The sequence below is a fragment of the Janthinobacterium sp. 344 genome (genome assembly GCF_900112025.1).
GTDB lineage: Bacteria > Pseudomonadota > Gammaproteobacteria > Burkholderiales > Burkholderiaceae_D > Janthinobacterium.
On the sequence record NZ_FOKL01000005.1, the window covers coordinates 233,715 to 260,013 of the forward strand.

The following is a 26,299-nucleotide window of genomic DNA, read 5'->3' on the forward strand; positions in this document are numbered from 1 at the left end:
CTCGGTGATCAGGCGGCGCGCGGACGCAAGAAGCGTCCATCGCCGGCGCGGTTGACGATGCCCTTGCCGTCGTAGACCAGCTGGCCGCGGCACCAGGTGGCGGCCACGCGCACGGACAATTCGCGGCCCTCGAAACTGCTCCACTGCACCGCCGACAGGCTGTGCGACGGGTCGTAGCGGTGGCGCTCGGGCGCGACGATGACGATGTCGGCATCCATGCCCACGTCCAGGCCGCCCTTGCGGTCGTCCAGCAGGAAGTGGCGCGCCGGATTGCGGCACAATTGGCGCACCACCATGGCCGGGCCGATGCCGTGCTCCTCGCAGCCCGTCCAGAAGGCGGGCAGCAGGGTTTCCAGGCCGGGGCCGCCCGAGGCATTCTTGAAGATGTTCGGGTTTTCCTTGCGCTCCAGGCCCCAGCTGACATGGTCGGACGAAACAAAGGTGCAGGCGTCGCGCGCGATGTGCGTCCACAGCAGGTCCACTTCGGCCTGCGGGCGGATGGGCGGATAGTGCTTGGTCTTCGCGCCGAAACGGCGGCTGTGCTCTTCGTGGTTCAGCATCAGGTACTGGATGCAGGTTTCGATGCTGGCCCGGTGGCCCGCCGCGCGATACATGTCGCACAGCTCGAAGCCGCGCGAGGTGGAGACGTGCACGGCGTGCGCGCGCGCGCCCGTCTCGGCGCCGATCTCATAGATCAGCGCCGTGGCCAGGTTTTCGATCAGCGGCGTGTGGGCGCGCATGAAGGCGTCCCAGCCCGTGTCTCCCTGGTCCAGCAGGCGCGCGATATTCTTGCGCGTCAGTTCCTGCATCTGGTTGTGCACGCCGCACACGAGACCGGAAGGCGCGATCAGGCGGAACGCTTCGTACAGCTGGTCTTCCTCGACGCGGGGAAAGCGTCCCGGCGTCGCTTCGAAGGTGGAAAACTTGAAGGCGCAGACGCCGCCCTCGATCAGGCCGGCCGCCGCCTGCAGGCCGTATTTGTCGTTCAGGGTGCCGAACAGGCCCACGTCCACGTGGCAGTCGCGCTCCACCTCGGCGATTTTCGCGTCGAGCTGGGGCCGTGAAGCGACCGGCTCCGGGTCGTCGTACGGCATGTCGATCATCACCGTGATGCCGCCCGCCGCGGCCGCGCGCGAGGCGTGGCCCAGCCCCTCCTGGCCAGCCTGGCTGCCCGCATGCACCTGGCCGTCGACGGCGCCGGGCATGATCCAGCGCCCGGCCGCCTCGACGCGGTCGCGCGCTTGCGGCGCGCGGCCCGTGCCCCTGGCAACGATCTTGCCGTCGCGCGCGGCCAGCCAGCCGTTTTCCACCACCTTGTCCGCTTCGACGATATTGCCGGACACTACCAGATCGAATTCGCTCATCGTTGCACCGTTCTCCATAATTGACGATGGATGAAAGTGTAGGACGGTCAAGCCAAAATGCCTTATGCTTAAATATGCGATCCAATTAACATCATGTTATATGCAAGGACCCTCCAGCCGTGAAACTCAATCTGCGTCAAATCGAAGTCTTCCGCGCCATCATGCTGAGCGGTTCCATCAGCGGCGCCTCCAAGCTGCTGTACGTGTCGCAGCCGGCCGTCAGCCGCCTGATTTCCTATACGGAGCAGCGCCTGGGCCTGTTGCTGTTCCAGCGCATCAAGGGGCGCCTGTATCCCACGCCCGAGGCGCGCCGCCTGTTCGAGGAAGTGGGCGCCGTCTACCAGAGCGTGCAAAGGGTCAACGAGGTGGCGGAAAACCTGGCGGAAAACCGCATCGGCCAGCTGCGCATCGCCAGCAGCCCGAACCTGGGACAGTCGCTGATGCCGCGCGCCGTGGCCATCTTTTGCGCGCGCTATCCCGAGGTGCGCATCGTGCTGCACACGCTGATTCCCAGCGTGATGCTGCAAAGCCTGCTCACGCACGAAGTGGAGCTGGGCGTCACCTACATGCCCGTCACGCACCCCAGCCTGGCCGTGCGGCCCCTGTACAAGAACCGCATCATGGCCGTCGTGCCGCTCGATCACCGGCTGGCGGGACGCGCCGAGATCACCACGGACGATCTGGCGGGCGACCGCTTCGTCGGCTACAGCAGCGACATCCCGTTCGGCCAGCTGGTGCAGCAGATGTTCGGCAACGAGGAACAGCGCCCGCAGCCGCGCATCGAGGTGCAGCAGGCGCACGTGGCCTGTGCCATGGTGCAGGCGGGCGTGGGCGTGGCCCTGGTCGACGAGATCACCATCAGCGGGCCGATCTGGTCGAAGGTGGTGGCCATTCCCGTCGTCCCCGTGGCCAGCGCGCCCGTGAACGTGTACCACATCGAGCTGGAACCGCTGTCGCGGCTGGCGCAGGAATTCATCGCCATCCTGGAATCGTTGCGCCAGTAGCCGTCAACCCCGTCAATCCCGGCAGCAAGGGCCGCACCAGCGCGGTGCGGCGGGCGCACCGTCATCTTGCCCGGCAGAGCGGGATGGCCTGCACCATGAACTGGCATTAACACAATGTTATATGGTCATCACAAAATGTAACGCGACATTATCATTAATCCTACCTAATATTTGATCCATCGCGACAGGCATGGGGCAGTCACAGCGTGGCCGCCCCATGCCATGCGCCGATGCAGATCAATCATGGAGGAGAAAAATAATGGGACGTATCTTGACACTCAGGGATGTGGAAGCGGCCGTGAAAGGCGGTTCCGTCTTTGCCTGCGGCGGAGGCGGCTGGGCTGAACATGGCCGCGAGCTGGGCACCCTGGCCGTGACCATCGGCCGGCCGGAACTGGTCGACATGGCCGAAGTGCCGGACGAGGCCTGGATTGCCACGGCGGCCGCCATCGGCGCGCCCGGCGGCTTGACCGACTGGGAAATGCTGGGCATGGACTACGTCAAGGCCGTGCAGCTGACGCAGGAGGCGCTGGGACAGAAAATCCACGGCCTGATCATCGGCCAGAACGGCATGTCCAGCACCCTGAACGGCTGGCTGCCAGCGGCCGTGCTGGGGACGAAGGTGATCGACGCCGTGGGCGATTTGCGCGCCCATCCGACGGGCGACATGGGCTCGCTGGGCCTGGCCAACAGCCCGCTGCCCATGATACAGAGCGCGGCCGGCGGCAAGCGCGCCAACCACGCCTACATCGAACTGGTGGTGCGCGGCGCCACGGCCAAGGTCTCGCCCATCCTGCGCAAGGCGTCGGACATGTCGGGCGGCTTCATCGCCAGCTGCCGCAATCCCGTGCCCGCGGCCTATGTGCGCCGGCATGCGGCGCTGGGTGGCATCAGCATGGCGCTGGCCCTGGGCGAAACCATCCTGGCCGCCGAAAGCCGGGGCGGCACGGCCGTCGTCGATGCCATCTGCAAGCAGACGGGCGGCAGCATCATCGGCAGCGGCAAGGTGGCGCGCAACACCTTGCGCTACACGGACGAAGCGTTCGACATCGGCGTGATCGAGGTGGGCGAGGGGGCAAGCAAGCGCCTGATCCACGTGATGAACGAGCACATGGCCGTTGACGACGCGCACGGCGCGCGCATCGCCAGCTACCCTGACGTGATCACCACGCTGGACATGCAGGGCAATCCCGTCAGCGCGGGGCAGGTCAGGGAGGGCATGGAAGTGCTGATCTTCCACATCCATAAAAGCGCCATCCCGCTGTCGTCCAGCGTCAGCGACCCGGCCGTGTATCCGCCCGTGGAAAAAGCCCTGGGCATCAATCTGACCGACTATGCGCTGGAGGGGAAATAATGACGCCGACGATTTTTAGCGTGCAGACGGGGACGGAACTGCGCTGCAAGGGCTGGCGCCAGGAAGCGCTGCTGCGCCTGCTGGAAAACGTGCTGGCGGTGGGCGAGGCGCCGCAGGACCTGGTGGTCTACGCGGCGCTGGGCAAGGCTGCGCGCGACTGGCCCGCCTACCGCGCCATCGTCGATGCGCTGCTGTTCCTGGAAGAAGACCAGACCCTGGTCATCCAGTCGGGCAAGCCGATCGGCGTGCTGCGCACGCACAGCCAGGCGCCCATCGTCATCATGGCCAACTGTAACCTGGTGGGGCAATGGGCCAAGGCCGAGCATTTCTATGCGCTGGAAAAGCAGGGCTTGATTTGCTGGGGCGGGCTGACGGCGGGCGACTGGCAGTACATCGGCTCGCAGGGCGTGATCCAGGGCACCTACGAGATATTCTGCCGCATCGCCGAACGCCATTTCGACAACGACCTGCGCGGCCGCTTCATCCTGACGGCGGGCCTGGGCGGCATGGGCGGGGCGCAGCCGCTGGCAGGGCGCATGGCCAACGCCGCCATCCTGACGGTGGAAGTCAATGAAGAGAGCATCCAGAAGCGCCTGAAGAACGGTTTCCTGGAATTGCGCGCCGACTCGCTCGACCACGCGCTGGCGCTGATCGCCGATGCCGTGGCGCGCAGGCAGCCGCTGTCCGTGGGCTTGCTGGGCAACGCGGCCGACGTGTATCCCGAGATCCTGGCGCGCGGCATCGTGCCCGACATCGTCACCGACCAGACCTCGGCGCACGACCTGGTATATGGCTACGTGCCATCGGGCCACACGCCGCAGCAAGCCATCGCGCGCCGCGACAGCGACATCGAAGGCCTGATGCGGGACAGCCGCGCCTCCATCGTGCGCCATGTGCAGGCGATGCTGGGCTTCCAGGAGCAAGGCGCCATCGTCTTCGACAACGGCAACCTGATACGCACGCATGCGAAGCAGGGCGGGGTGGAGCGCGCCTTCGATATTCCCGTCTTCACGGAAGCGTTCCTGCGGCCCCTGTTCGCGCGCGCCATCGGCCCGTTCCGCTGGGTGGCGCTGTCGAACGACCCCGAGGATATCCGCAAGATCGACGATTTCCTGCTCCGGCGCTTCGCCGACAACTGGATCGTCTCGAACTGGGTGCGCCTGGCGCGCGAATATGTGCCATTCGAAGGGCTGCCGGCCCGCATCGCGTGGCTGGGCCACGGCGAGCGCACGGAGCTGGCGCTGGAAGTGAACCGCATGGTGCGCAAGGGCGAACTGCGCGCTCCCGTGGCCTTTACGCGCGACCACCTGGACGCGGGCGCCATGGCGCATCCGAACATCATGACGGAAAACATGCGCGACGGCTCCGACGCGATCGCCGACTGGCCGCTGCTCAACGCCATGATCAACTGCGCGTCGAGCGCCGACCTGGTGGCGATCCACTCGGGCGGCGGTGGCTACAGCGGCTACATGACCAGCGCGGGCGTGACGGTGGTGGCCGACGGCAGCGAGGCGGCGGCACAGCGCCTGCAACTGTCGCTGACCAATGACACCAGCAGCGGCGTGTTGCGCTACGCGGACGCCGGCTATGCCGAGGCGCTCGACGAAGTGGCCGTGAAGGGCATCGCCCGCATCGATACGCAGGAGGCCCGCTTCCGGCAATCATCACGCTGATCATCGGGGATCGCTAGCAATAACAACTACAAAGCCAGCCGGGGGGATACCTCCGGCGGCACATAACGGCACTGGCCAGATGGCTGACAGGGAGATGGAAATGAAAGAAATGATGATTGACGGTGGCGGCAAAGGGGGCGGCAATGGGAGCGGTGACAGCCCTTCCAGGGCCGGGACAGGAAACGCCGAGGGCGCCGCGCACGCGGCCATCGTGCACGACCCGAAAGCGAGCCGGCGCGCCGTCATCGCCGCCTCGACGGGCAATGCGCTGGAGTGGTACGACTTCACGGTGTACGCCTTGTTCGCCGTGTATATCGGGCAGAATTTTTTCCAGAACGAGAATCCCACGGTGCAGCTGATGGCCTCCTTCATGGCCTTCGGCCTGGGCTACGTGGCGCGTCCGCTGGGCGCCTTGCTGCTCGGCTCCTATGGCGACCGGGCCGGGCGCAAGGCCGCCCTGACCATGACCATCATGCTGATGGCCCTGGGCACCCTGCTGATCGCCATCGCGCCGCCATATGCGGCCATCGGCGTGGGCGCGCCGCTGCTGATCGTCTGCGGCCGCGTGCTGCAGGGTTTTTCCGCCGGTGGCGAGATCGGCGGCGCCACGGCGTTCCTCGTCGAGCATGCGCCACCCGAGAAGAAGGGCCAATATGCCTCGTGGCTGCAGGCCAGCATGGGCATCAGCAACGTGGCCGGCGCCCTCGTCGCCACCGTCGTCACCACCATCTACACGGTCGAGGAAATCGGCGAGTGGGCCTGGCGCATTCCCTTCATCATCGGCCTGGCGATCGCCCCGGTCGGCCTGTGGATGCGCAAGGCGCTCGACGAGACACCGCATTTCAAGCTGGAGGAGCAGCGCATGAAGGCGGCCGGCGTGGTCAGGAAGACGCCGCTGCTGCAAGTGCTGCGCGAATGCCCGAAACAGCTGGCGACGGGCTTTGGCCTGTCGGTGCTGTGGGCGGCGGCGCCGTATTCGCTGATCATCTTCATGCCGATCTATGCGCAAAAGACGCTCGGCTTCACGGCGTCGCAGGCCTTCACGGCTTCGCTGATCGGCAACCTGTTCATGATCGTCTGCTGCGTGCTGGCCGGCACCCTGTCGGACAGGCTGGGACGGCGCGCCATGCTGCGTTTCGGCGCCATCCTGCTGCTGGTATGCGTTTATCCGCTGATGATGTGGCTGCAGGCTTCGCACACCACCGTCACCCTGGTCATCGTGCAGTCGCTGTTCTGCGCCATGATCGCCATGTTCGTCGGCGTGGCGCCGGCGGCGCTGTCGGAAATCTTCCCCACCTCCGTACGCTCCTCCGGCATGTCGCTGTCGTATAACACGGCCGTCACCCTGCTGGGCGGCTTCGCGCCGGCCATCCTGACGTGGATCACCTACACGACGGGCGTGGCGTTCGCCCCGGCCCTGTACGTGATGGGCGCCGCCGCCGTCGCCCTGGTGGCCATTTCCACCTTGCCCGACGCCAGCAAGAGCTGATTCCTCCACGCATTCCATCACAGAGAGTTCATCATGAAAATGACACAACGCGGCGCCCTGGGCGCGGCGGCGGCACTCGCTTGCCTGGCGTTTGGCCAGCAGGCGCAGGCGCAATCGTCCATCTCCTTCACGGGCGTCATCGACGCGTATGCCGGCTCGCTGCAGCGCAGCGGTGAAACGGGCCGCACCAACGTCGTCAACAGCAGCGGCATGACCACCTCATGGTGGGGCTTCAAGGGCGTGGAAGACCTGGGCGGCGGCCTGCAGGCGCAGTTCAACCTGACGGGGTTTTTCCGTCCCGATAATGGCGGCGCGGGCCGCTACGACGCCGACACCCTGTTTGCCCGCGACGCCAACGTGGGCCTGGCGGGCGGCTTTGGCCGCTTTTCCATCGGCCGCGACCTGGCGCCCAACTTCGTGCCGTCGATCACGCTCAATCCGTTCGGCGGCTCCTTCGCCTTCGCGCCGCTGCTGGTGCACACGCAGACCTCGTCCGGCGTCTACCGTGGCCAGAAATGGGCGCCGACGACGGCCGGCGACACGGGCTGGAGCAACGAGATCATGTACGTCACGCCGAACATGGGCGGCTTGACGGCCAGCCTGTTCTACCAGTTCGGCGAACAGGCGGGCAATGGCGGAAAGAACAATGTCGGCGCCAACGCCATGTACGGCAACGGTCCCCTGACCCTGGGCGCCTACGTGCAGCGCATCGCCGTCAACAATCCGCTCGATGCCACGGCGGGCGACTCAAAAGTGTTCAGCTTCACGCCCTACAACATCGACACGGGCGCCGTCTACAAACTGGCGGCGGCCAGCCGCCAGACCACGTGGTTCATCGGCGGCGCCTACGATTTCAAGGCCGTGAAAGTGTTCGGCACCTGGCAACAGGCGGACAACCGCCTGCCCGATGGCGCGGACCACGACCGCCACGACTTGAAGTCCGACACGGCGCAGCTGGGCGCCAGCGCGCCGCTGGGCGCCGGCGTGGCCATGTTCTCGTGGGCCCGCAGCAGCCTGCGCGCCGGCGGCGACTTCGGCGGCCCGGGCTGGCGCAGCGCGGTGCGGCGCAATACCGTCTCGCTGGGCTACGACTACCTCGTCTCGAAGCGCACCGACGTGTACAGCGTCGCCATGCGCGACAGGATCAGCGACCAGGACGTCGGCTGCAGCGTGGGGGTGGGTATACGTCACAAGTTCTGACGCCGGGCAGGGACGGGCAGAGGGCGAGGTCCTGTTGTCGCCGTGCCACGTCCAACGCGGCGGTTGCGCCAGCCTTGCCCTGCCAGTTAGAATGCGAATCATTATTGTTTGTAGGCGAGGATATCCCGTGTCGGCTGCCCAACCCGGCGTTCACCAGGAGGTGGGCAGCCTGTATCACGATCATCACCGCTGGCTGCAGGGCTGGCTGCGGCACAGGCTGGGCAACGCCTTTGACGCGGCCGACGTGGCGCACGACACCTTCATGCGCCTGCTCAACCGCGACGAAAGCATCGCCGCGCGCGAGCCGCGCGCCTTTTTGACGACGGTGGCCAAGGGCGTGCTGGGCAATCTGTACCGCCGCCGCGACCTGGAAGCGGCCTACCTGGAAACCCTGGCCAGCCTGCCGGCGCAGTACGCGCCCGATCCCGAGGCGCAGGCGATCCTGCTCGAAGCGCTGTTCGACATCGACCGCCGCCTCGATGGCTTGCCCGCGCCCGTGCGCCGCGCCTTTTTGCTGTCGCAGCTGGACGGCATGCCGCAGGCGGCGATCGCGCTGGAACTGAATGTCTCGCTGGCCACCGTGCAGCGCTACCTGGTCAAGGCCATGCACCAGTGTTTCTTTGCCCATCCGGCATCGTGATGGGCGGCTTCACGCCCGAAGCGGCCAGCCTGCAGGCCGTCGAATGGCTGGTGCGCCTGCAGGCCGGCGACGTCACGCCGGAAGAGGAGCAGGCCTGGCGCGCCTGGCGGGCCGGCCACGCGGAAAACGAACAGGCTTGGCAGCACATCGAAGCGTGCATGGCGCGCATGCGCGGCTTGCCTGCGGCGCTGGCGCACGGCACCCTGGCGCGCAAGCCCGCGCAGGCGAATGCGGCGCGGCGCCAGTCCTTGAAACTCGTGGCGCTGCTGGCAGCGGGCGGCGGCGCCTGGCTGGCCGGCGGCGATGAGCAGGCGCGCTTCTGGCTGGCCGACTACCGCACGGGCACGGGAGAATTACGTCACGTCGTGCTGGAAGACGGCACGCGCATCGCGCTCAACACGGCCTCCAGCATCGACGTGCGCTATGACGCGGGCCAGCGCCTGGTGACGCTGCTCAAGGGCGAGATCATGGTCACGACCGCGCGCGATGCGGCCCGCCGGCCGTTTATCGTGCAAACGGCGCAAGGCCGCTTGCAACCGGTGGGCACGCGCTTTGCCGTGCGCGTGGAAGAAGACCGCACGCAGCTTGGCGTGTTCGAAGGCGCCGTGGATATTTTCCCGGGGCAGTCGCCCGATGCGGCGCGCAGGCTGCAGGCGGGCCGGCACACCAGCTTCACGGCGGCGCAGACCGGCGCCGTGCAAGCCTTGCCGGCCGGCGCGGATGCGTGGACGGCCGGCATGCTGGTGGCGCACGACATGCCGCTGGCGGACTTCGTGCAGGAACTGGCGCGCTACCGCCATGGGCGCCTGGCCTGCGACCCGGCCATCGCGCACCTGCGCGTGTCCGGCATCTACCCGCTGGCCGATACGACGCAGGTGCTCGACATGCTGGCGCGTACCTTGCCCGTCGACGTGCGCCAGACCACGCGTTTCTGGGTCACGCTGACGCCGCACCGGCCAGGCGGCGGGCGCACATGGACTGCAGCATAACTATTTTCAGAAAAAGTGAGGGGTTTGCGGTTTTCGCGTGACAAGCCCAGTGAACCCTTCATTCACTTTTCAGGAAAATCGTCCCATGCTTGGTAAAACACCTTCTCTCTTGCCTGCCGTTTCCTTGCGCTGCCAGCGCAGCGTGGCCGCCATCGCCGTCAGCCAGGCCCTGTGGCTGCTGGCCGCCGGCGGCGCCACGGCCATGGCGCCCGCCGCCATGGCCGCCAATGCCAGCCGTGTCGCCATGGCGATACCGGCCGGCACGCTGGAACAGGTGCTGGTGCGCTTCGGCCAGGAGACGGGCACCATGATTTCCTACCAGGCCGCCAGCGTGGCTGGCAAGCGCAGCGCCGGCCTGGCGGGCAGCTACAGCGTGCCAGAGGCGCTGGACGCCATCGTTGCCGGCTCGGGCTTGCGCGCCGTGCCTCAGGCGAATGGCGGCTATGTGCTGGAAACGGCGCCCGCCAGCATGGGGCAAACCATGCCCGAGATGACCGTGACGGCGGCCGCCGATGCCAAAGGCACGACGGAAGGCAGCGGGTCGTACACGACGCAGGCCATGCGCTCGGCCACGCGCCTGGGCCTGTCCGTGCGCGAAACGCCGCAAGCCGTCAGCGTCGTCACGCGCCAGCAGATGGACGACCAGAATCTGCAAACGGTGGAAGAGGTGCTGCAAAACGCGGCCGGCGTGGCCATCAACCGCTACGACAGCGACCGCACCTCGTTCTTCGCGCGCGGTTTTTCCATCGCCAGCTACCAGTACGACGGCATTCCCACCACGGTCGACAATGCCTACAACGTGGGCGACAGCACGCTGGACATGACGGCCTACGACCGGGTCGAGATCGTGCGCGGCGCCACCGGCCTGCTGACGGGCGCCGGCGAACCGTCGGCCACCATCAACCTGGTGCGCAAGCGCGCGTCGTCGGCGCAGCTGGCCGGCGCCGCCGCCCTGAGCCTGGGCTCCTGGAACAATGCCCGCGCCAGTGCCGACCTGTCCACGCCATTGACGGCGGATGGCAAGGTGCGCGGCCGCGTCGTGGCCAGCTACCAGGACAGCGAATCGTATGTGCGCCTGTACCACGGCAAGAAAGCCATGGCCTACGCCACCGTGGAGGCGGACCTGGCGCCCGGCAGCGTGCTGATCGCCGGTTATGAATACCAGGACAACCGCCCGCGCGGCGGCATGTATGGCGGCTTGCCGCTGTGGTATGCGGATGGCGAGCGCGCCACGTTTTCCCGCTCCACCACCACGGCCGCCACGTGGAGCCGCTGGTTCAGCAGCAGCCAGACGGCGTTCCTGCGCCTGGAGCAGCAGCTGGGCGGCAGCTGGAACCTGACGGCCATGCTGAATCACGGCTGGGGCAATTACTCGGCCGCCGAAACCTTCGCCTACACCTGGCCGGACAAGGCCACGGGGCAGGGCGTGACGGGCAGCCCCGGGTTTTATTCGGGCACGCGGCGCCAAGACAGCGTCGACGCCTATGTGCAGGGCCCCGTGCAGCTGCTGGGCCGCACGCACGACCTGGCGTTCGGCGTCTCGGGCAGCAACCAGTTCGCCAGCAATCCGGGCATCTCGGGCGGCAGCGTCGATTACGGCAACTTCTACCAGTGGCAGGGCGTGGCGCCGGAGCCGGACTGGAACGACCCTGACTTCTACCGCTGGAAGCTGCTCGACACGGTGCAGCAGCGCGGCATCTATGGCACGGCGCGCTTTTCGCTGGCCGATCCCTTGAAACTGATCGTCGGCGCGCGCTACAGCCGCTACAAGGCGGACCACGTCGACGACTGGGGCGGCAGCTACGCCTATGCCAAGCATGCCGTCACGCCGTATGCGGGCCTGGTGTGGGATATCGACGCGCAGCATGCGCTGTACACCAGCTATAGCAAGATCTTCAAGCCGCAGGGCAACCAGGACCGCTTCGGCCGCTACCTCGATCCCGTGCAGGGCAAGAATCTGGAGGCGGGCGTGAAGGGCGAGTATTTCGGCGGCCGCCTGAACGCGGCGCTGGCCGTGTTCCGCATCGCGCAAGATGGCCTGGCGCAGGAAGACACGGGCCACTTTGTCGGCAATTCGCTGACGCAGGCATATTACGCGGCGGACGGCACCACCAGCAAGGGCGTGGAACTCGACCTGTCGGGCGAGCTGGCGAAGGGCTGGAACGTCTCGGCCAGCCTGTCGCATGCGGCGGCCAAGGACCATACCGGCGCGCGCCTGAACAGCTACGTGCCGCAGACGCTGGCGCGCGTGTTTTCCACTTACCAGCTGCCTGGCGCGTGGCGTGCCTTGTCGGTGGGCGGCGGCGTGAACTGGCAGAGCGGCGCCTACCGCGACGCCACGGGCCCGAACGGCGTCGAGCGCGTGGAGCAGGGCGGCTACGCCGTGGCCAGCCTGATGGCGAAATATGCGCTGTCGCGCCAGTTGTCCGTGCAGGCGAACGTCAACAACCTGTTCGACAAACACTACTACAGCCAGGTCGGCATGTACAACCAGGGCTACTGGGGCGCGCCGCGCAATGCCAGCGTGACCCTGCGCTATCTCTTCTGATGTATCAGAGGGGCCAGGCCTGTTTGGTGACGGCCACGGCCACGATGTAGGCAAACACCAGCACGGCACCCGCGAAGGCGGCGCCGCGCGTGGCCGGCGTCTTGCCCCGCTTCAGGGCGATGGTGCCCAGCACGATATACGCCAGCAGCGCGCACAGCTTGGCGGCCAGCCAGGGCTGGCTGCCCGGCGACTGGCCGCTCCACACGGCCAGGGCGATGGCACTGGCCAGCAGGGCCGTGTCGACCAGGTGCGGCAGCACTTTTACCCAGCGCTGCTGCAAGACGGGCGAGGCGCGCAGCATCCAGGCGCCGCGCAGGAGGAACAGCGCGCCGCTGGCGGCGGCGCAGCCCATGTGGAAATGCTTGAGGCTCAGGTAATCCATGCGTGAAGGGAGGGCGTTGATTGACGGTGGCGCCAGCATAGCCGCCTTTGGCCGAGCGCGCCATACGCCTTCGGGAGGACGCCCGTTCAGCGCGGCAATTTGACGTACACGAGTTCCGGGTCGCCCTCGTCGAGATGGTCGATCCGGCCGCTGCGCACGAAGCCGGCGCTGGCGAACAGCCGCTGCGCAGCCAGGTTGGACTGGTTCGTCGACGTAAAGAGCTTGGCCGTGCGGCATGCCGCCATGGCGGCGGCCAACAGCCGCCGTCCTACGCCCAGGCGCTGGTGGGCGGGCGAGACCACCACCAGCGAGACAAAATCGTGGCCGAAGAAGTCATGTTGCAGCAGCACATAGCCGGCGATCCGCCCGGCGCGCACGGCGAGCAGGCATTGCCCCTTGCCGACAGCGGCGCGCACGGCATCGCCACGCTGCGGGTGCGCCTGCGCATAGGCATCGCAGGCGAGCATGGCGTCGATCTCCTCGGGCCTGGCAGCGCGGACCAGCGTGGCGCTCCCGTCGCCCCGTGCGGCGCTGTTTGCTGTGTCATACATCGGTGCATGCTCCTTTCCAGTCGGTGGTTGCCTTGCCGATATCGGCCGGCGGGCAGGCGCGGCCACGCTGGCCGCAGCCCTCATCTTGCGTCTTTTTCTCCACACTGGCCAACCCGCCGGCACATCGCATCCGGCGCCGGCCGGTTGGCGTCAGTCCGGGGCGGACATCAGCCGCGTCAGCATTGCATGCACGGCGGACATCTGCGCTCCCGAGCGCCACGCGTAGTTTTGCCCCGTGTAGCCGGTCCAGTCCCAGCACCCGAGGGGATTGAGGATGCCGACACGCCGCAGTTGCGGGTACAGGATGATGATTTTATTGCTGTCGGCCCAATCGTTATAGCCGGTTTTTTCATAAAAGGCATCGGCGACATCGGCCTGGGTCTGCTCGCAGCCATGAAAGGCCACATGGATACGGCAGCCCGGCTCGCGCAGGCAGATGGCGGGAATGTAGACATGGGCATCGGCATCCAGGCTGGTCCAGCCTGCGGAAAATTCGCGCTGGTTGAAGCTGCGCGCCTTGCCCGTGCGCTTGCGCGCCGGTGGATTGAGGCTGCCATAGATGTGTTCGAGTATGGCGCCAGGCTGGTCATATGCCGTGCCGTCGACGTCGCAGTGGTTGATGAACTGGCCCCCATTCGCGGGGCAGTCGCCGCCATAAGCAGGCGAGATCATGGCATGTCCGGCAGGAATATTCTTGATATACACGATATTCTCGGCGGGCACGCCGGCAGCCCTGAAAAAACCGGCCGTGGCGTCCACCAGGGGCGGTACCACGACTGTGTCATTCTGGCCGCTGAAGATATAGATCCGCTCGTGCCGCAAGTTGTCGAGCGGGTCGATCAAGCCCATGCTGGCGAAATATTCGGTCGCGAGCAGCATGGGCTGCGGCACCGGTTCAAAAGGCCTCATCCAGCCCATGCACAGGGCGGCACTCGTGGCCAGGCCGGTGGCACAGTAATACGGCCCCCCGGCGACGATGCCGGCGCCGATCACCGATCCCGAATAGGCGACCTGGTATTGCACGGCCATGAATGCGCCTGCGGACAGGCCGGAAACGGAAGTCTGCGACTGGCTGGCGGCCAGCGCGGGCAGCCTGCCGCTGGCGCGTGGCGATGTGGGGAAGGCCTGTAAAAGTAGCAACAGGATAGTGCAAAAGAATATTTTCATGCTAGCTCCTCTTGGTGGCGCCCTTGCCGCAACGGGGGAATGCTGGCGGCGGGAGGCGAATACGATAGAGCGGTGACGCGGCAAGGCGGTTCTGCCACGCAATTTCATGTTCCTGATGCAGATCAGGTGATGGCGCTAATTGCGTGTCCGCGGGCCGGCTTTTCCAGGCCGGGTTCGGCGCCGGTCCGCACCAGCCTGGCGATGGCGCGCCGGCCGGCGCGGCCGTCCATTCAGCCTAGTGCGGTGCCCGCCCGTCTAGTCACTTTTGCCGATGCGGCTATCCAGATTGCCTTCCCGGAATCACCCTGTGGCCGATAGTGCCTTGCGCCGCTGCCACGTAAGCTGGTCGGGACGGCTGGCCAGACGGCCAGTGCATTCATGGAGAAACATCGTGGCTACCCTAGATGGCACCAACAAGAACAGTAACAATAATCACCAGGCGGTTGAACCGGGCCGGCGGCGCAAGCAGGCGTCCGTGCTGGTCAGCAGTACCTTCGCTTTCACGATCTGCTTCGCGGTATGGATGATGTTCGCCGTGCTGGGCATCCCCATCAAGACCAGCCTGGGCTTGAGCGAAACGCAATTCGGCCTGCTGGCCGCCATGCCCGTGCTGACGGGTTCCCTCGTGCGCGTGCCGCTGGGCATCTGGACGGACAAGTACGGCGGACGCCGCGTCTTCTTCTGGCTGATGCTGGCCAGCGTGCTGCCCATCTACCTGATCGGCTACGCCACCGCGTACTGGCATTTTCTTGTGCTGGGCATGTTCGTCGGCCTGGCGGGCGGCTCGTTCTCCGTCGGCACGCCCTACGTGGCGCGCTGGTACGAGAAGGAGCGCCGCGGCCTGGCCATGGGCATTTTCGGCGCCGGCAATTCCGGTTCCGCGCTGACCAAGTTCGTCGCCCCCGGCATCGTCGCCGCCTTCGGCTGGCAGATGCTGCCCAAGGTGTACGCGGCGGCCATGCTTGCCACGGCCATCCTCTTCTGGCTGTTTTCGTACACGGACAAATCGCACCTGGCGCCATCGGGCGAAAGCTTTGCGGAACAGATGAAGGTGCTGAAGGACCCGCGCGTGTGGCGCTATTGCCAGTACTACTCGGTGGTGTTCGGCGGCTACGTGGCGCTGGCCCTGTGGATGACGAAATACTACGTGGCCGAATACGGCTTTGATTTGAGCCACGCGGCGCTGCTGGCCGCCTGCTTCTCGCTGCCGGGCGGCGTGCTGCGCGCGCTGGGCGGCTGGATCTCGGACAAATATGGCGCCGCGAAGGTGACGTGGGCCGTGATGTGGGTGTGCTGGGTGTGCTTCTTCCTGCTGTCGTATCCGCAGACGCAGATGGTGGTGGAAACCGTCACGGGGCCGCTGGCCTTCCATATCGGCCTGTCGCCGCTGTGGTTTACCGTGCTGCTGTTCATCGTCGGCATCGCCATGGCTGTCGGCAAGGCGTCCGTCTTCAAGTTCATCGGCGATGATTTTTCCCACAACATCGGCGCCGTCTCGGGCGTCGTCGGCCTGGCCGGCGGCCTGGGCGGCTTCATCCTGCCCGTGATGTTCGGCGCCCTGGTCGATTTGACGGGCGTGCGTTCGAGCGCCTTCATGCTGTTGTACGGCACCGTCTGCGTCTCCCTCGTCTGGATGCATTTCTCGTTCAAGTCGCAGCGCGCGGCAACTATCCCTCAACCTGCAGGAGCACCGCTGTGAGCAAACCAATGAGCCGCTACATGATCAATACCTGGGAGCCTGAGACTCCCAGTTTCTGGCAGAGCACGGGCAAGGCCACGGCGGCGCGCAATCTGTGGATCTCGATCCCCGCGCTGCTGCTGGCGTTCGCCGTGTGGATGGTGTGGAGCGTGGTGGTGGTCAACCTGCCCAACATCGGTTTTACCTACAGTAACAACCAGCTGTTCTGGCTGACGGCCTTGCCGGGCCTGTCCGGCGCCACCTTGCGCATCTTTTACTCGTTCATGGTGCCGATCTTCGGCGGCCGGCGCTGGACGGCCATTTCCACGGGCTCGCTGCTGATTCCCGCCATCGGCATCGGCCTGGCCGTGCAGGACGTGAACACGGGCTACCCGACCATGCTGATCCTGGCGCTGCTGTGCGGCTTCGGCGGCGGCAATTTCGCCTCGTCGATGGCCAACATCAGCTTTTTCTATCCGAAGGCGAGCAAGGGCTTCGCGTTGGGCATGAATGCGGGCCTGGGCAACCTGGGCGTATCGGTGGTGCAGTTCGTCGTGCCGCTGGTGATCACCTTTGCCGTCTTCGGCGCCTGGGGCGGCGATTCGCTCACCTGGGTCAAGAATGGCGTGAGCAAGGAGATGTGGCTGCAAAACGCGGGCTTCATCTGGGTGCCGTTCATCGCCTTGAGTACCTTGCTGGCCTGGTTCGGCATGAATGACCTCGCTTCCGCGAAAGCCTCGTTTTCCGAACAGGCCGTGATCTTCAAGCGCAAGCACAACTGGCTCATGTGCTGGCTGTACACGGGCACCTTCGGCTCCTTCATCGGTTATTCGGCCGCGTTCCCGCTGCTGATCAAGATCCAGTTCCCCGACGTGAACCCGCTCGATTACGCGTTCCTGGGACCGTTGGTCGGCGCCCTGGCGCGGGTGGCCGGCGGCGTGATTTCCGATAAACTGGGCGGTGCCCGCGTCACCCTGTGGTCGTTCCTGCTGATGATAGGCGCCGTGCTGGGCGTGCTGTACTTCATGCCGCAGGCCGGCGAAGGTGTGCACACTGCGGGCAGCTTCAACGGCTTCTTCTGGATGTTCATGCTGCTGTTCGCCGGCACGGGCATCGGCAATGCGTCGACCTTCCGCATGATCCCCGTGATCTTCCTGACGGAGCACCAGCGCGCGGCGGCCGGCAAGGGCAAGGCGGCGCAGGAGCAGGCGATCATCGACGCCAACAAGGAAGGCGCGGCCGTGCTGGGCTTCACGTCGGCCGTGGCGGCCTACGGCGCCTTCTTCATCCCGAAAAGCTACGGCACTTCGATCGCCCTGACGGGCAGCCCCGACGCGGCCCTGTGGTGCTTCATCGGCTTTTATGTCAGCTGCATTGCGATCACCTGGTGGTGCTATGCGCGCAAGAATGCGCCGATGCCTTGCTAGATAGCCGGGGGCGTCATGGAAGAACTGGAAAAATTCGTCAACGGCTTCAGCCTGTTTCAGCAGCAGTATTTCAGCGAGCCGCAGACCCTGTACGACAGCCTGCGCGATGGCCAGCATCCGTCGACCCTGCTGATCGGCTGCTGCGATTCGCGCGTCGACCCGATGCTGTTGACGGGCAGCGATCCGGGTGACATGTTCGTGGTGCGCAATATCGCCAACCTGGTGCCGCCGTGCACGCCGGAGGCGCCGCCCGGCGTCAGTTCGGCCATCGAGTTCGCCGTCTGCAAGCTGGAGGTGGCCAGGGTCATCGTGCTCGGGCATGCGCGCTGCGGCGGCATCCGCGCGCTACTGCAGCCGCAGCCGCGTGCGCAAGGCCAGGAAACGGACTTCGTGGGCCAGTGGATGCGCATCGCCGAACCGGTGGCGCAGCGCGTGCGGCGCGACCTGGCGCACCGCTCGTCGGAGGAACAGCACCATGCGTGCGAGCTGGCCAGCATATTGCAGTCGCTGGACAACCTGCTCACCTACCCGTGGCTGAAACGCCGGGTGGAGCAGGGGGTATTGAAACTGCATGGCTGGTATTTCGACATCGACAGCGGCGCGCTGATGGCCTATTCGGCGCGCCAGCAGCAGTTTTTGCCGCTGGTCTGCCCGATCGAGCGGGCGCGCCATCTGCATGAGCGGCCGTGGCCGGACGTGTGAACCCGGGAATGAAATGCCGGGGTCGGACCCTCAGGCTCCGACCCCAGGGGTTGCTCCCGGGGTGAAAATGGCAGCAACTGGCTAGCTAAACCGCAGCAAATCCCCGCTGCGGTCAAACGCCAGCAATGTATCGACGCGGCCTTGCTCGATGGCCACCACCATGGCGCGCAGGGGCGCTTCGCACTCCTGCGCGGCGGGCGCCTGGCCATCCTTGCCGCCCAATCCCGCCACGAAGACCACGTCCCAGTGCGTCTGCATCCGTGTCGACTCCTCCTTCAATGCCTCGAAGCTGTCCAGTTCCTCGGGCAGCTTGTCGGCGCACATCACGGGCGTGAGCGACTTGCCCTGGCCGCCAGGCTGGGCCTGCGCCTGGGTAAAGGTGAACAGCAGGCGCTGCGGCTGCTGCTGGCTGCGGGCGCTGCGCAGCAGGCTGGCGTAATCGGTGATGGGCATGGTTTTTCTCCTGGTTAATCGATCGCCACAGGTATACCGCAGCGCGCGCGCCGCGCCCATAGGTACAAGTGACTAGCCGTGTGACTAGCCATCTATGCATTCCTGGTGCGCGAAACCGACTTCTTGCCAATACCGTGGCGCGGGGCGCGTCGCTAGACTGCTTGCATCGACGCGAGGGCCATCCGGCTTGCAGCGTTTTTATGACCTGGCGCCGCTGCCTGCGGCGCATTGTGGAGGTAGCATGAGTCACTTTCTGGACCGTCTGAAATTTTTTAGCAAGAGCGCCGAACCGTTCTCGAACGGCCATGGCAGCGTCGTCGATGAAGACCGCACGTGGGAAAACGCCTACCGCCAGCGCTGGCAGCACGACAAGATCGTGCGTTCCACGCATGGCGTGAACTGCACCGGCTCGTGCAGCTGGAAGGTGTATGTCAAGAATGGCCTGATCACCTGGGAAACCCAGCAAACCGACTACCCGCGCACGCGGCCCGACCTGCCCAACCACGAGCCGCGCGGCTGCCCGCGCGGCGCCAGCTATTCCTGGTACGTGTATTCGGCCCAGCGCGTGAAGTATCCGATGGTGCGCGGCCGCCTGATGGAAATGTGGCGCGAGGCGCGCAAGAGCATGGACCCCGTCACGGCCTGGGACTGGATCAGCCAGGACGAGGAACGCTCGAAACAATATAAATCGATCCGCGGCCTGGGCGGCTTCGTGCGCGCCAGCTGGGATGAAACGAATGAGATCATCGCCGCCGCCAACGCGCTGACGATCAAGAAATACGGCCCGGACCGCATCGTGGGCTTTTCGCCGATTCCCGCCATGTCCATGGTCAGCTATGCCTCCGGCACGCGCTACCTGTCGCTGATCGGCGGCGTGGCCCTGAGCTTTTACGACTGGTACTGCGACTTGCCGCCGGCCAGCCCGCAAGTGTGGGGCGAGCAGACGGACGTGCCGGAATCGGCCGACTGGTACAACTCGACCTATCTGATGGTGTGGGGCTCGAACGTGCCGATGACGCGCACGCCGGACGCCCACTTCTACACGGAAGTGCGCTACAAGGGCACGAAAACCGTGGCCATTTCGCCCGACTATGGCGAAATGGTGAAGTTCGGCGACATCTGGCTGGCGCCCAAGCAGGGCACGGATGCGGCGCTGGCGCTGGCCATGGGCCACGTCATCCTCAAGGAATTCCACTCGGAAGGGCAGAGCGCCTACTTCCGCGACTATGCGCGCCAGTACACGGACTTCCCCATGCTGGTGCTGCTCAAGGAGCATAACGGCACCTTGGTGCCCGACTACTTCCTGCGCGCCTCGCACCTGGACAACAACCTCGACGAAACCAACAACCCGGAATGGAAAACCCTCGTCATCGACGAAACCACGGGGACGATTTGCGCGCCGGCCGGCTCCATCGGCTTTCGCTGGGGCGAATCGGGCAAATGGAACCTGGAACAGAAGGCGGGCGGCAGCGGTGCGCCCATCGTGCCGATGCTCTCCATGATCAACGACAGCGACGCCGTCACGGAAGTGGGTTTCGCCTACTTCGGCGGAAAGGACGCGGCCGACATGCTGCTGCGCAAAGTGCCCGTGAAAACCATCCGCCTGGCCGACGGCACGACGGGTATCGTCACCACCGTGTTCGACCTGACCCTGGCCAACTACGGCATCGACCGTGGCCTGGGCGGCGGGAACGTGGCCGAGAGCTATGACGACGACGTGCCGTACACCCCCGCATGGCAAGAGAAGCACACGGGCGTGAAACGCGCCGACGTCATCACCGTGGCGCGCCAGTTCGCGCAAAACGCGGACCAGACGCGCGGCAAGAGCATGGTCATCGTGGGCGCCGGCCTGAATCACTGGTACCACATGGACATGACGTACCGGGGCATCATCAACATGCTGATGATGTGCGGCTGCATCGGCCAGTCGGGCGGCGGCTGGGCTCATTACGTGGGCCAGGAAAAGCTGCGTCCGCAAACGGGCTGGACGCCCTTGGCCTTCGCCCAGGACTGGGTGCGCCCGATGCGCCAGATGAACGGCACCTCGTTCTTCTATGCCCACACGAGCCAGTGGCGCCACGAAAAGCTGGAAACGGGCGACATCGCCTCGCCATCGGCGGCCGGCGGCACGGGCGACCTGACCCTGCTCGACTACAACGCCAAGGCCGAGCGCATGGGCTGGCTGCCTTCGGCGCCGCAGCTGCAGACCAATCCGCTGGAGGTGGCGAAAGCCGCCAAGGCGGCAGGGCAGGCGCCGGCCGCGTATGCGCTCGACCAGATCAAGGCGGGCCAGCTGCAGTTCTCGTGCGACGACCCGGACAACCCGGCCAACTTCCCGCGCAATATGTTTGTCTGGCGTTCGAACATCCTGGGCAGCTCGGGCAAGGGCCACGAATACTTCCTGAAATACCTGCTGGGCACGCAGAACGGCTTGCTCAGCGACGAAGACGACTGCCTCACGCCGAAACAGGTGAAGGTGCGCCCGGCCGCCGAAGGCAAGCTCGATCTGCTGGTGGTGCTGGACTTCCGCATGTCGACCACCTGCCTGTACGGCGACGTGGTGCTGCCGACGGCCACCTGGTACGAAAAGGACGACTTGAACACCTCGGACATGCACCCGTTCATCCACCCGCTGTCGGAAGCCGTGCAGCCGCTGTGGCAATCGAAGTCGGACTGGGAAATCTACAAGGGGCTGGCCGAGAAATTCTCGGAAATCGGCGGCGAACTGCTGGGCACCCAGCAAGACATCATCCTCACGCCGCTGATGCACGACACCCCGGGTGAGTTGGGCCAGCCTTTCGATCCCAAGGATTGGCGCGCCGGTGAATGCGAGGCGATTCCCGGCAAGACCATGCCGAACATGACGGTGGTCGAGCGCAATTACCGCGACGTCTACAAGAAATTCACCTCGGTCGGCCCGCTGCTGGAATCCATCGGCAATGGCGGCAAGGGCATTTCCTGGAAAACGGGGCATGAAGTCGAGGTACTGCGCGGCATCAACCGCACGGTGCAAGACGAAGGCGTGTCGCAAGGCCAGCCGCGCCTCGATACGGCCATCGATGCGGCCGAGATGATTCTGTCGCTGGCGCCCGAGACGAATGGCCACGTGGCCGTGAAAGCCTGGGCCGCGCTGTCCGCCATCACGGGCCGCGAGCATACGCACCTGGCGCTGCCGCGCGAGCATGACAGCATCCGCTTCCGCGACGTGCAGGCGCAGCCGCGCAAGATCATTTCCTCGCCCACCTGGTCGGGCCTGGAAAGCGAGGAAGTCAGCTACACGGCCGGCTATACCAATGTGCATGAACTGATCCCGTGGCGCACCCTGACGGGCCGCCAGCAGTTCTACCAGGATCACCTGTGGATGCGCGACTTCGGCGAAGGGCTGTGCGTGTACAAGCCGGCCATCAACACCAAGACGACGCAGGCGCTGCTGGGCACCCGCCCGAACGGCAACAAGGAACTGGCGCTGAACTTTTTGACGCCGCACCAGAAGTGGGGCATCCACTCCACGTATTCGGACAACCTGCGCATGCTGACCCTGTCGCGCGGCGGACCGCACGTGTGGCTGTCGGAGACCGACGCGCAGGCGGCCGGCATCGTCGACAACGACTGGATCGAGGTCTTCAACGTGAACGGCACCCTGACGGCGCGCGCCATCGTCAGCCAGCGCATCCCGGCCGGCATGACGATGATGTACCACGCCCAGGAAAAGATCATCAACGTGCCTGGCGCGGAGATGACGGGCAAGCGGGGCGGCATCCATAACTCGGTAACGCGCGCCGTGCCCAAGCCCACGCACATGATCGGCGGCTACGCCCAGCTGGCCTACGGCTTCAATTACTACGGCACGGTGGGCTCCAACCGCGATGAATTCGTATTGGTGCGCAAGATGAACAAGGTTGACTGGCTCGAAGGGCCATTGGAAACAGAAGACGGGAGCATGGTATGAAAATCAGAGCGCAAATCGGCATGGTGCTGAACCTGGACAAGTGCATCGGCTGCCACACCTGTTCCGTCACCTGCAAGAACGTGTGGACCAGCCGCGATGGCGTCGAATACGCATGGTTCAACAACGTGGAGACGAAACCGGGCATCGGCTACCCGAAGCAGTGGGAAAACCAGGACAAGTGGAATGGCGGCTGGCGCCGCACGGAGGCGGGCAAGATCGAGCCGCGCCAGGGCAGCCGCTTGAAGATCCTGGCCAATATCTTCGCCAATCCGAACCTGCCCGCCATCGACGAGTACTACGAGCCGTTCACCTACGACTACGAGCACCTGCAAAGCGCGCCGCTGTCGCAGACGCCGCCGACGGCCCGTCCCATCTCCGTGCTGACGGGGAAAAAGATGGAAAAGATCGAGTGGGGCCCGAACTGGGAAGATGACCTGGGCGGCGAATTCGCCCAGCGCAGCAAGGATAAACTGTTCGACAACATGCAGAAGGAGATGTACGGCACCTTTGAAAACACCTTCATGATGTATCTGCCGCGCCTGTGCGAGCATTGCCTCAATCCCACGTGCGTGGCCTCGTGCCCGTCCGGCTCCGTGTACAAGCGCGAAGACGACGGCATCGTGCTGATCGACCAGGACAAGTGCCGCGGCTGGCGCATGTGCATCTCCGGTTGCCCGTACAAGAAGATCTACTACAACTGGTCGTCCGGCAAGGCGGAGAAGTGCACCTTCTGCTTCCCCCGCATCGAGGCGGGCCAGCCCACCGTGTGCTCGGAAACGTGCGTGGGCCGCATCCGCTACCTGGGCGTGCTGCTGTACGACGCCGACAAGATCGAGGCTGCCGCCTCCGTGCCGCAAGAGCAGGATTTATACCAGGCGCAACTGGGCCTGTTCCTCGACCCGCACGATCCGGCCATCATCGCCGAGGCGCGCCGCCAGGGCATCCCGGACCTGTGGCTGGAGGCGGCCGTGAAATCCCCCGTCTACAAGATGGCCGTCGAGTGGAAAGTGGCGTTCCCCCTGCATCCCGAGTACCGCACCTTGCCGATGGTGTGGTACGTGCCGCCGCTGTCGCCGATCCAGGCGGCCGCCGAATCGGGCAAGCTGGGCGTGAACGGCATGCTGCCCGACACGCAAAGCCTGCGCATTCCCGTGCAGTACCTGGCCAATCTGCTGACGGCCGGCGACCAGCCGCCCATCGTCTCGGCGCTGGACCGCATGCTGGCCATGCGCGCCTACATGCGCAGCAAGACCGTGGAGAAGGTGGAAAACCTCACGGTGCTGAAACAGGTGGGCCTCACCCAGGCGCAGGTGGAGGACATGTACCACATCATGGCCATCGCCAATTACGAAGACCGCTTCGTCATCCCCAGCAGCCACAAGGAAATGGCCGAGGACAGCTTCAACGAGAAGGGTTCGTGCGGCTTCAGCTTCGGCAATGGCTGCTCGGACGGGGTCAGCGAGCCGACCTTGTTCGGCAAGAAAAAACACGGTTCGGCCATCTTCATGCAGATGCCGAAGTCGCGCAAAACGGCGCCTGGCGCTTAAGGAACTCATATGGAACACGCTATGCATCACTACCAGATCCTCTCGCGCCTGCTGCTGTATCCGGAGCCGGAGCTGATCGCGTACCTGCCGCAGCTGGATGCGGCGCTGGTGGCCGTGCCGGAGCAACACGCGCTGCTGCAACCCCTGCTGGCCCACTTGCAAACGAGCGCCCTGATCGACCTGCAGCAGCAGTACGTGGCTACTTTTGATCGCAACCCCTCGCACTCGCTGCATCTGTTCGAGCATATCCACGGCGAATCGCGCGACCGGGGCCAGGCCATGGTCGACCTGATGGAGGAATACAAGCGCCACGGCCTGCAGATGGTGGGCGACGACTTGCCTGACTTCGTGCCCCTGTTCCTGGAGTTCCTGGCGCAGCTCGACGAGGCGGCTTCCGCGCCGCTGCTGGGCGACGCCGTCCACGTGCTGGCGCACATCGGCCGCAAGCTGGCGGCCAACGGCAGCCCGTATGCGCCCGTCTTCGCGGTACTGGAGCGCCTGAGTCCCGTGGCGGCCGAAACCCTGGCCGAGCCGCCCGTGCGCGACATGGACGAAGCGCTGGAAACCTTCGGTCCCGGCGCGGACGGCGTCGAGCCGCTGCTGCGCCCGGGCCAAGGCCAGGGCCAGGTCGCGGGCGGCGTCCATCCCGTGCATTTTCACCCGCAGCCGCGGCGCGCCGCCTGAATGGCCCACCGCGCCCGCATGAGGAGAGTACATCATGAGTAATTACCTGCATCAATTCATCTTCGGGATTTACCCGTACATCGCCCTGGCCATCTTTTTCCTGGGGAGTTTGATCCGCTTCGACCGCGAACAGTACACGTGGAAGTCCGATTCCAGCCAGCTGCTGCACCGTGGCAGCCTGCGCCTGGGCAATATCCTGTTCCACATCGGCATCATCGGCCTGCTGTTCGGCCATGCGGCCGGCTTGCTCACCCCCGTCTGGGTGTGGGATACCTTGGGCGTGTCGCACAGCCTGAAGCAGGGCGTGGCCATGGCGGCCGGCGGCGTGATGGGCGGCCTGTGCCTGGCCGGCCTGCTGATCCTGCTGGCGCGCCGCTTCGGCAATGCCCGGCTGCGCGCCGTCACCACGGCCGGCGACAAGCTGGTGATGCTGTGGATCTTGCTGACCCTGCTGCTGGGCCTGTCCTCGATCTTCGTCTCGGCCTCGCACATGGATGGCCACATGATGGTCTTGCTGATGACCTGGGCGCAGCACATCGTCACTTTCCGCGCCGATGCGGCCAGCTTCATCGTCGACGCGCCGCTGGTGTTCAAGCTGCACCTGTTCATGGGCATGTCGCTGTTCGTCATCTTCCCGTTCACCCGCCTGGTGCACGTGTGGAGCGGCTTTGGCGCCATCGGCTATCTGGGCCGCACCTGGCAGCTCGTGCGCCGCCGCTAAAAAAGGAGTCACATCATGGGAATCTCCGTCAATGGCATCGATATCGACGATGCCGACATCGCGCAGGAACTGCCGCATCACGACGGTGCCGGCAATCCGCTGAAACAGGCCGTGCATGAACTGGTGCTGCGCCGGCTGCTGCTGGACGAGGCGCAGCGCCTGGGCGTGCCGGGCGCCGGCGAGGACGACCGCATCGAGGCGCTGTTCGCGCAGGAAGTGCGCGTGCCGCCCGCCGACGATGCGGCCTGCCGCACCTTTTATGCGCAGCGCCCGCAGCTGTTTCGCAGCGGCGCGCTGGTCGAGGCGCGCCACATCCTGTTCCAGGTGACGCCGGAAGCGCCCCTGGAGCTGCTGCGCACGACGGCGCAAGCCGTGCTCGACGCCCTGAAGCTGGCGCCCGAGCGCTTCGGCGAACTGGCGGCGCAGTATTCGAACTGCCCCTCGGGCGCGCTGGGCGGTAGTCTGGGTCAGCTGTCGCCGGGCCAGAGCGTGCCGGAGTTCGACGCGCTCGTGTTCCGCCTGGAAGCGGGCGCGCTGGCCGGCCACCTGCTGGAAACGCGCTTCGGCTACCACATCGTGCAGGTGCGGCGCCGGGTCGAAGGCCAGGCCATCCCGTACGCAGCCGTGCAGGCGCAGATCGCCGACCGCCTGTCGCGCGCGGCGTGGCAGCGCGCCGTGCACCAGTATCTGCATTTGCTGGCGGGGCGGGCCGACATCGCCGGCATCGAACTGGAAGGCACAACCAGCCCGCTGGTTCAGTAAGTAGAAATACGTAGC

21 protein-coding genes are annotated in these 26,299 nt (G+C 65.6%); 16 read left to right on the top strand and 5 right to left on the bottom strand.

Going from position 1 to position 26,299, the window contains the following annotated elements:
* Positions 1 to 8: 8 nt before the first annotated feature.
* Positions 9 to 1,364, bottom strand: a complete 1,356-nt coding sequence (locus BM193_RS15500) for a dihydroorotase (protein ID WP_092797367.1) — start codon at positions 1,362 to 1,364, stop codon at positions 9 to 11.
* A 119-nt stretch (positions 1,365 to 1,483) separates the two neighbouring features.
* Between BM193_RS15500 and BM193_RS15505 the strand changes: the two genes are divergently transcribed.
* The 8 genes from BM193_RS15505 (at position 1,484) to BM193_RS15540 (ending at position 12,261) form a co-directional block, all read left to right on the top strand.
* Positions 1,484 to 2,368, top strand: coding sequence for a LysR family transcriptional regulator (locus BM193_RS15505; RefSeq protein ID WP_092797368.1), 885 nt, complete (start codon positions 1,484 to 1,486; stop codon positions 2,366 to 2,368).
* Positions 2,369 to 2,627: 259 nt separating this feature from the next.
* Positions 2,628 to 3,722, top strand: coding sequence for a DUF917 domain-containing protein (locus BM193_RS15510; protein ID WP_092797369.1), 1,095 nt, complete (start codon positions 2,628 to 2,630; stop codon positions 3,720 to 3,722).
* Positions 3,722 to 5,395: a urocanate hydratase gene (locus tag BM193_RS15515; protein ID WP_092797370.1), complete on the top strand. Its 1,674-nt coding sequence runs from the start codon at positions 3,722 to 3,724 to the stop codon at positions 5,393 to 5,395. Before BM193_RS15510 ends, BM193_RS15515 begins: the two co-directional genes overlap by 1 nt.
* 100 nt (positions 5,396 to 5,495) lie before the next feature.
* Positions 5,496 to 6,884 (top strand): MFS transporter, encoded by a 1,389-nt coding sequence (locus tag BM193_RS15520; RefSeq protein WP_092797371.1) that lies wholly within the window; start codon positions 5,496 to 5,498, stop codon positions 6,882 to 6,884.
* Between the two features lie 33 nt (positions 6,885 to 6,917).
* The gene (locus tag BM193_RS15525; RefSeq protein WP_092797372.1) at positions 6,918 to 8,084 is read left to right on the top strand and encodes a porin; all 1,167 of its coding nucleotides are present in this window, start codon (positions 6,918 to 6,920) and stop codon (positions 8,082 to 8,084) included.
* 127 nt (positions 8,085 to 8,211) lie between these two features.
* Positions 8,212 to 8,724 carry a sigma-70 family RNA polymerase sigma factor gene (locus BM193_RS15530; protein ID WP_217638444.1) on the top strand — a complete coding sequence of 171 codons (513 nt, stop codon included), beginning with the start codon at positions 8,212 to 8,214 and terminating at the stop codon, positions 8,722 to 8,724.
* The gene (locus BM193_RS15535) at positions 8,697 to 9,713 is read left to right on the top strand and encodes a FecR domain-containing protein (protein WP_254786237.1); all 1,017 of its coding nucleotides are present in this window, start codon (positions 8,697 to 8,699) and stop codon (positions 9,711 to 9,713) included. The genes BM193_RS15530 and BM193_RS15535 overlap by 28 nt, the downstream gene beginning before the upstream one ends.
* 85 nt (positions 9,714 to 9,798) lie before the next feature.
* Positions 9,799 to 12,261 (top strand): TonB-dependent siderophore receptor, encoded by a 2,463-nt coding sequence (locus tag BM193_RS15540; RefSeq protein ID WP_254786238.1) that lies wholly within the window; start codon positions 9,799 to 9,801, stop codon positions 12,259 to 12,261.
* Between the two features lie 4 nt (positions 12,262 to 12,265).
* Here BM193_RS15540 and BM193_RS15545 read toward each other — a convergent pair whose 3' ends face one another.
* The 3 genes from BM193_RS15545 to BM193_RS15555 all read right to left on the bottom strand — a co-directional run bounded on the left by BM193_RS15545 (position 12,266) and on the right by BM193_RS15555 (position 14,361).
* Positions 12,266 to 12,643 (bottom strand): SirB2 family protein, encoded by a 378-nt coding sequence (locus BM193_RS15545; RefSeq protein WP_092797375.1) that lies wholly within the window; start codon positions 12,641 to 12,643, stop codon positions 12,266 to 12,268.
* 86 nt (positions 12,644 to 12,729) lie between these two features.
* On the bottom strand, positions 12,730 to 13,194 hold the full coding sequence (locus BM193_RS15550; protein ID WP_092797376.1) for a GNAT family N-acetyltransferase: 465 nt from the start codon (positions 13,192 to 13,194) through the stop codon (positions 12,730 to 12,732).
* Positions 13,195 to 13,344: 150 nt separating this feature from the next.
* On the bottom strand, positions 13,345 to 14,361 hold the full coding sequence (locus BM193_RS15555) for an extracellular catalytic domain type 2 short-chain-length polyhydroxyalkanoate depolymerase (protein ID WP_092797377.1): 1,017 nt from the start codon (positions 14,359 to 14,361) through the stop codon (positions 13,345 to 13,347).
* 475 nt (positions 14,362 to 14,836) lie between these two features.
* On the opposite strand from BM193_RS15555, the gene BM193_RS15560 reads away from it, so the two are divergent.
* Genes BM193_RS15560 through BM193_RS15570 form a run of 3 tightly spaced genes read left to right on the top strand, consistent with a single transcriptional unit; the run spans position 14,837 to position 18,168 of the window.
* On the top strand, positions 14,837 to 16,060 hold the full coding sequence (locus tag BM193_RS15560) for an MFS transporter (RefSeq protein WP_092797378.1): 1,224 nt from the start codon (positions 14,837 to 14,839) through the stop codon (positions 16,058 to 16,060).
* Between the two features lie 8 nt (positions 16,061 to 16,068).
* A complete protein-coding gene (locus BM193_RS15565; protein WP_092797379.1) occupies positions 16,069 to 17,466 on the top strand; it encodes a NarK family nitrate/nitrite MFS transporter in 1,398 nt (465 codons plus the stop codon).
* 15 nt (positions 17,467 to 17,481) lie between these two features.
* Positions 17,482 to 18,168: a carbonic anhydrase gene (locus BM193_RS15570; protein ID WP_092797380.1), complete on the top strand. Its 687-nt coding sequence runs from the start codon at positions 17,482 to 17,484 to the stop codon at positions 18,166 to 18,168.
* An 81-nt stretch (positions 18,169 to 18,249) separates the two neighbouring features.
* Here the strand turns inward: BM193_RS15570 and BM193_RS15575 are convergent, their stop codons facing one another.
* Positions 18,250 to 18,621: a ribonucleotide reductase subunit alpha gene (locus BM193_RS15575; protein ID WP_092797381.1), complete on the bottom strand. Its 372-nt coding sequence runs from the start codon at positions 18,619 to 18,621 to the stop codon at positions 18,250 to 18,252.
* Positions 18,622 to 18,862: 241 nt separating this feature from the next.
* Here BM193_RS15575 and BM193_RS15580 point away from each other — a divergent pair, with 241 nt between their 5' ends.
* The 5 genes from BM193_RS15580 to BM193_RS15600 are packed head-to-tail and all read left to right on the top strand — an operon-like array spanning position 18,863 to position 26,284.
* Entirely contained in the window at positions 18,863 to 22,570 is a 3,708-nt protein-coding gene (locus BM193_RS15580; protein ID WP_092797382.1) for a nitrate reductase subunit alpha, read from the top strand.
* Positions 22,567 to 24,117, top strand: coding sequence for a nitrate reductase subunit beta (narH, locus tag BM193_RS15585; protein ID WP_092797383.1), 1,551 nt, complete (start codon positions 22,567 to 22,569; stop codon positions 24,115 to 24,117). The genes BM193_RS15580 and narH overlap by 4 nt, the downstream gene beginning before the upstream one ends.
* Before the next feature lie 9 nt (positions 24,118 to 24,126).
* Entirely contained in the window at positions 24,127 to 24,801 is a 675-nt protein-coding gene (gene narJ / locus BM193_RS15590) for a nitrate reductase molybdenum cofactor assembly chaperone (RefSeq protein ID WP_254786241.1), read from the top strand.
* A gap of 34 nt (positions 24,802 to 24,835) precedes the next feature.
* Positions 24,836 to 25,522, top strand: coding sequence for a respiratory nitrate reductase subunit gamma (gene narI / locus BM193_RS15595; RefSeq protein WP_092797385.1), 687 nt, complete (start codon positions 24,836 to 24,838; stop codon positions 25,520 to 25,522).
* A gap of 15 nt (positions 25,523 to 25,537) precedes the next feature.
* Entirely contained in the window at positions 25,538 to 26,284 is a 747-nt protein-coding gene (locus tag BM193_RS15600) for a peptidylprolyl isomerase (RefSeq protein WP_092797386.1), read from the top strand.
* Positions 26,285 to 26,299 lie beyond the last annotated feature (15 nt).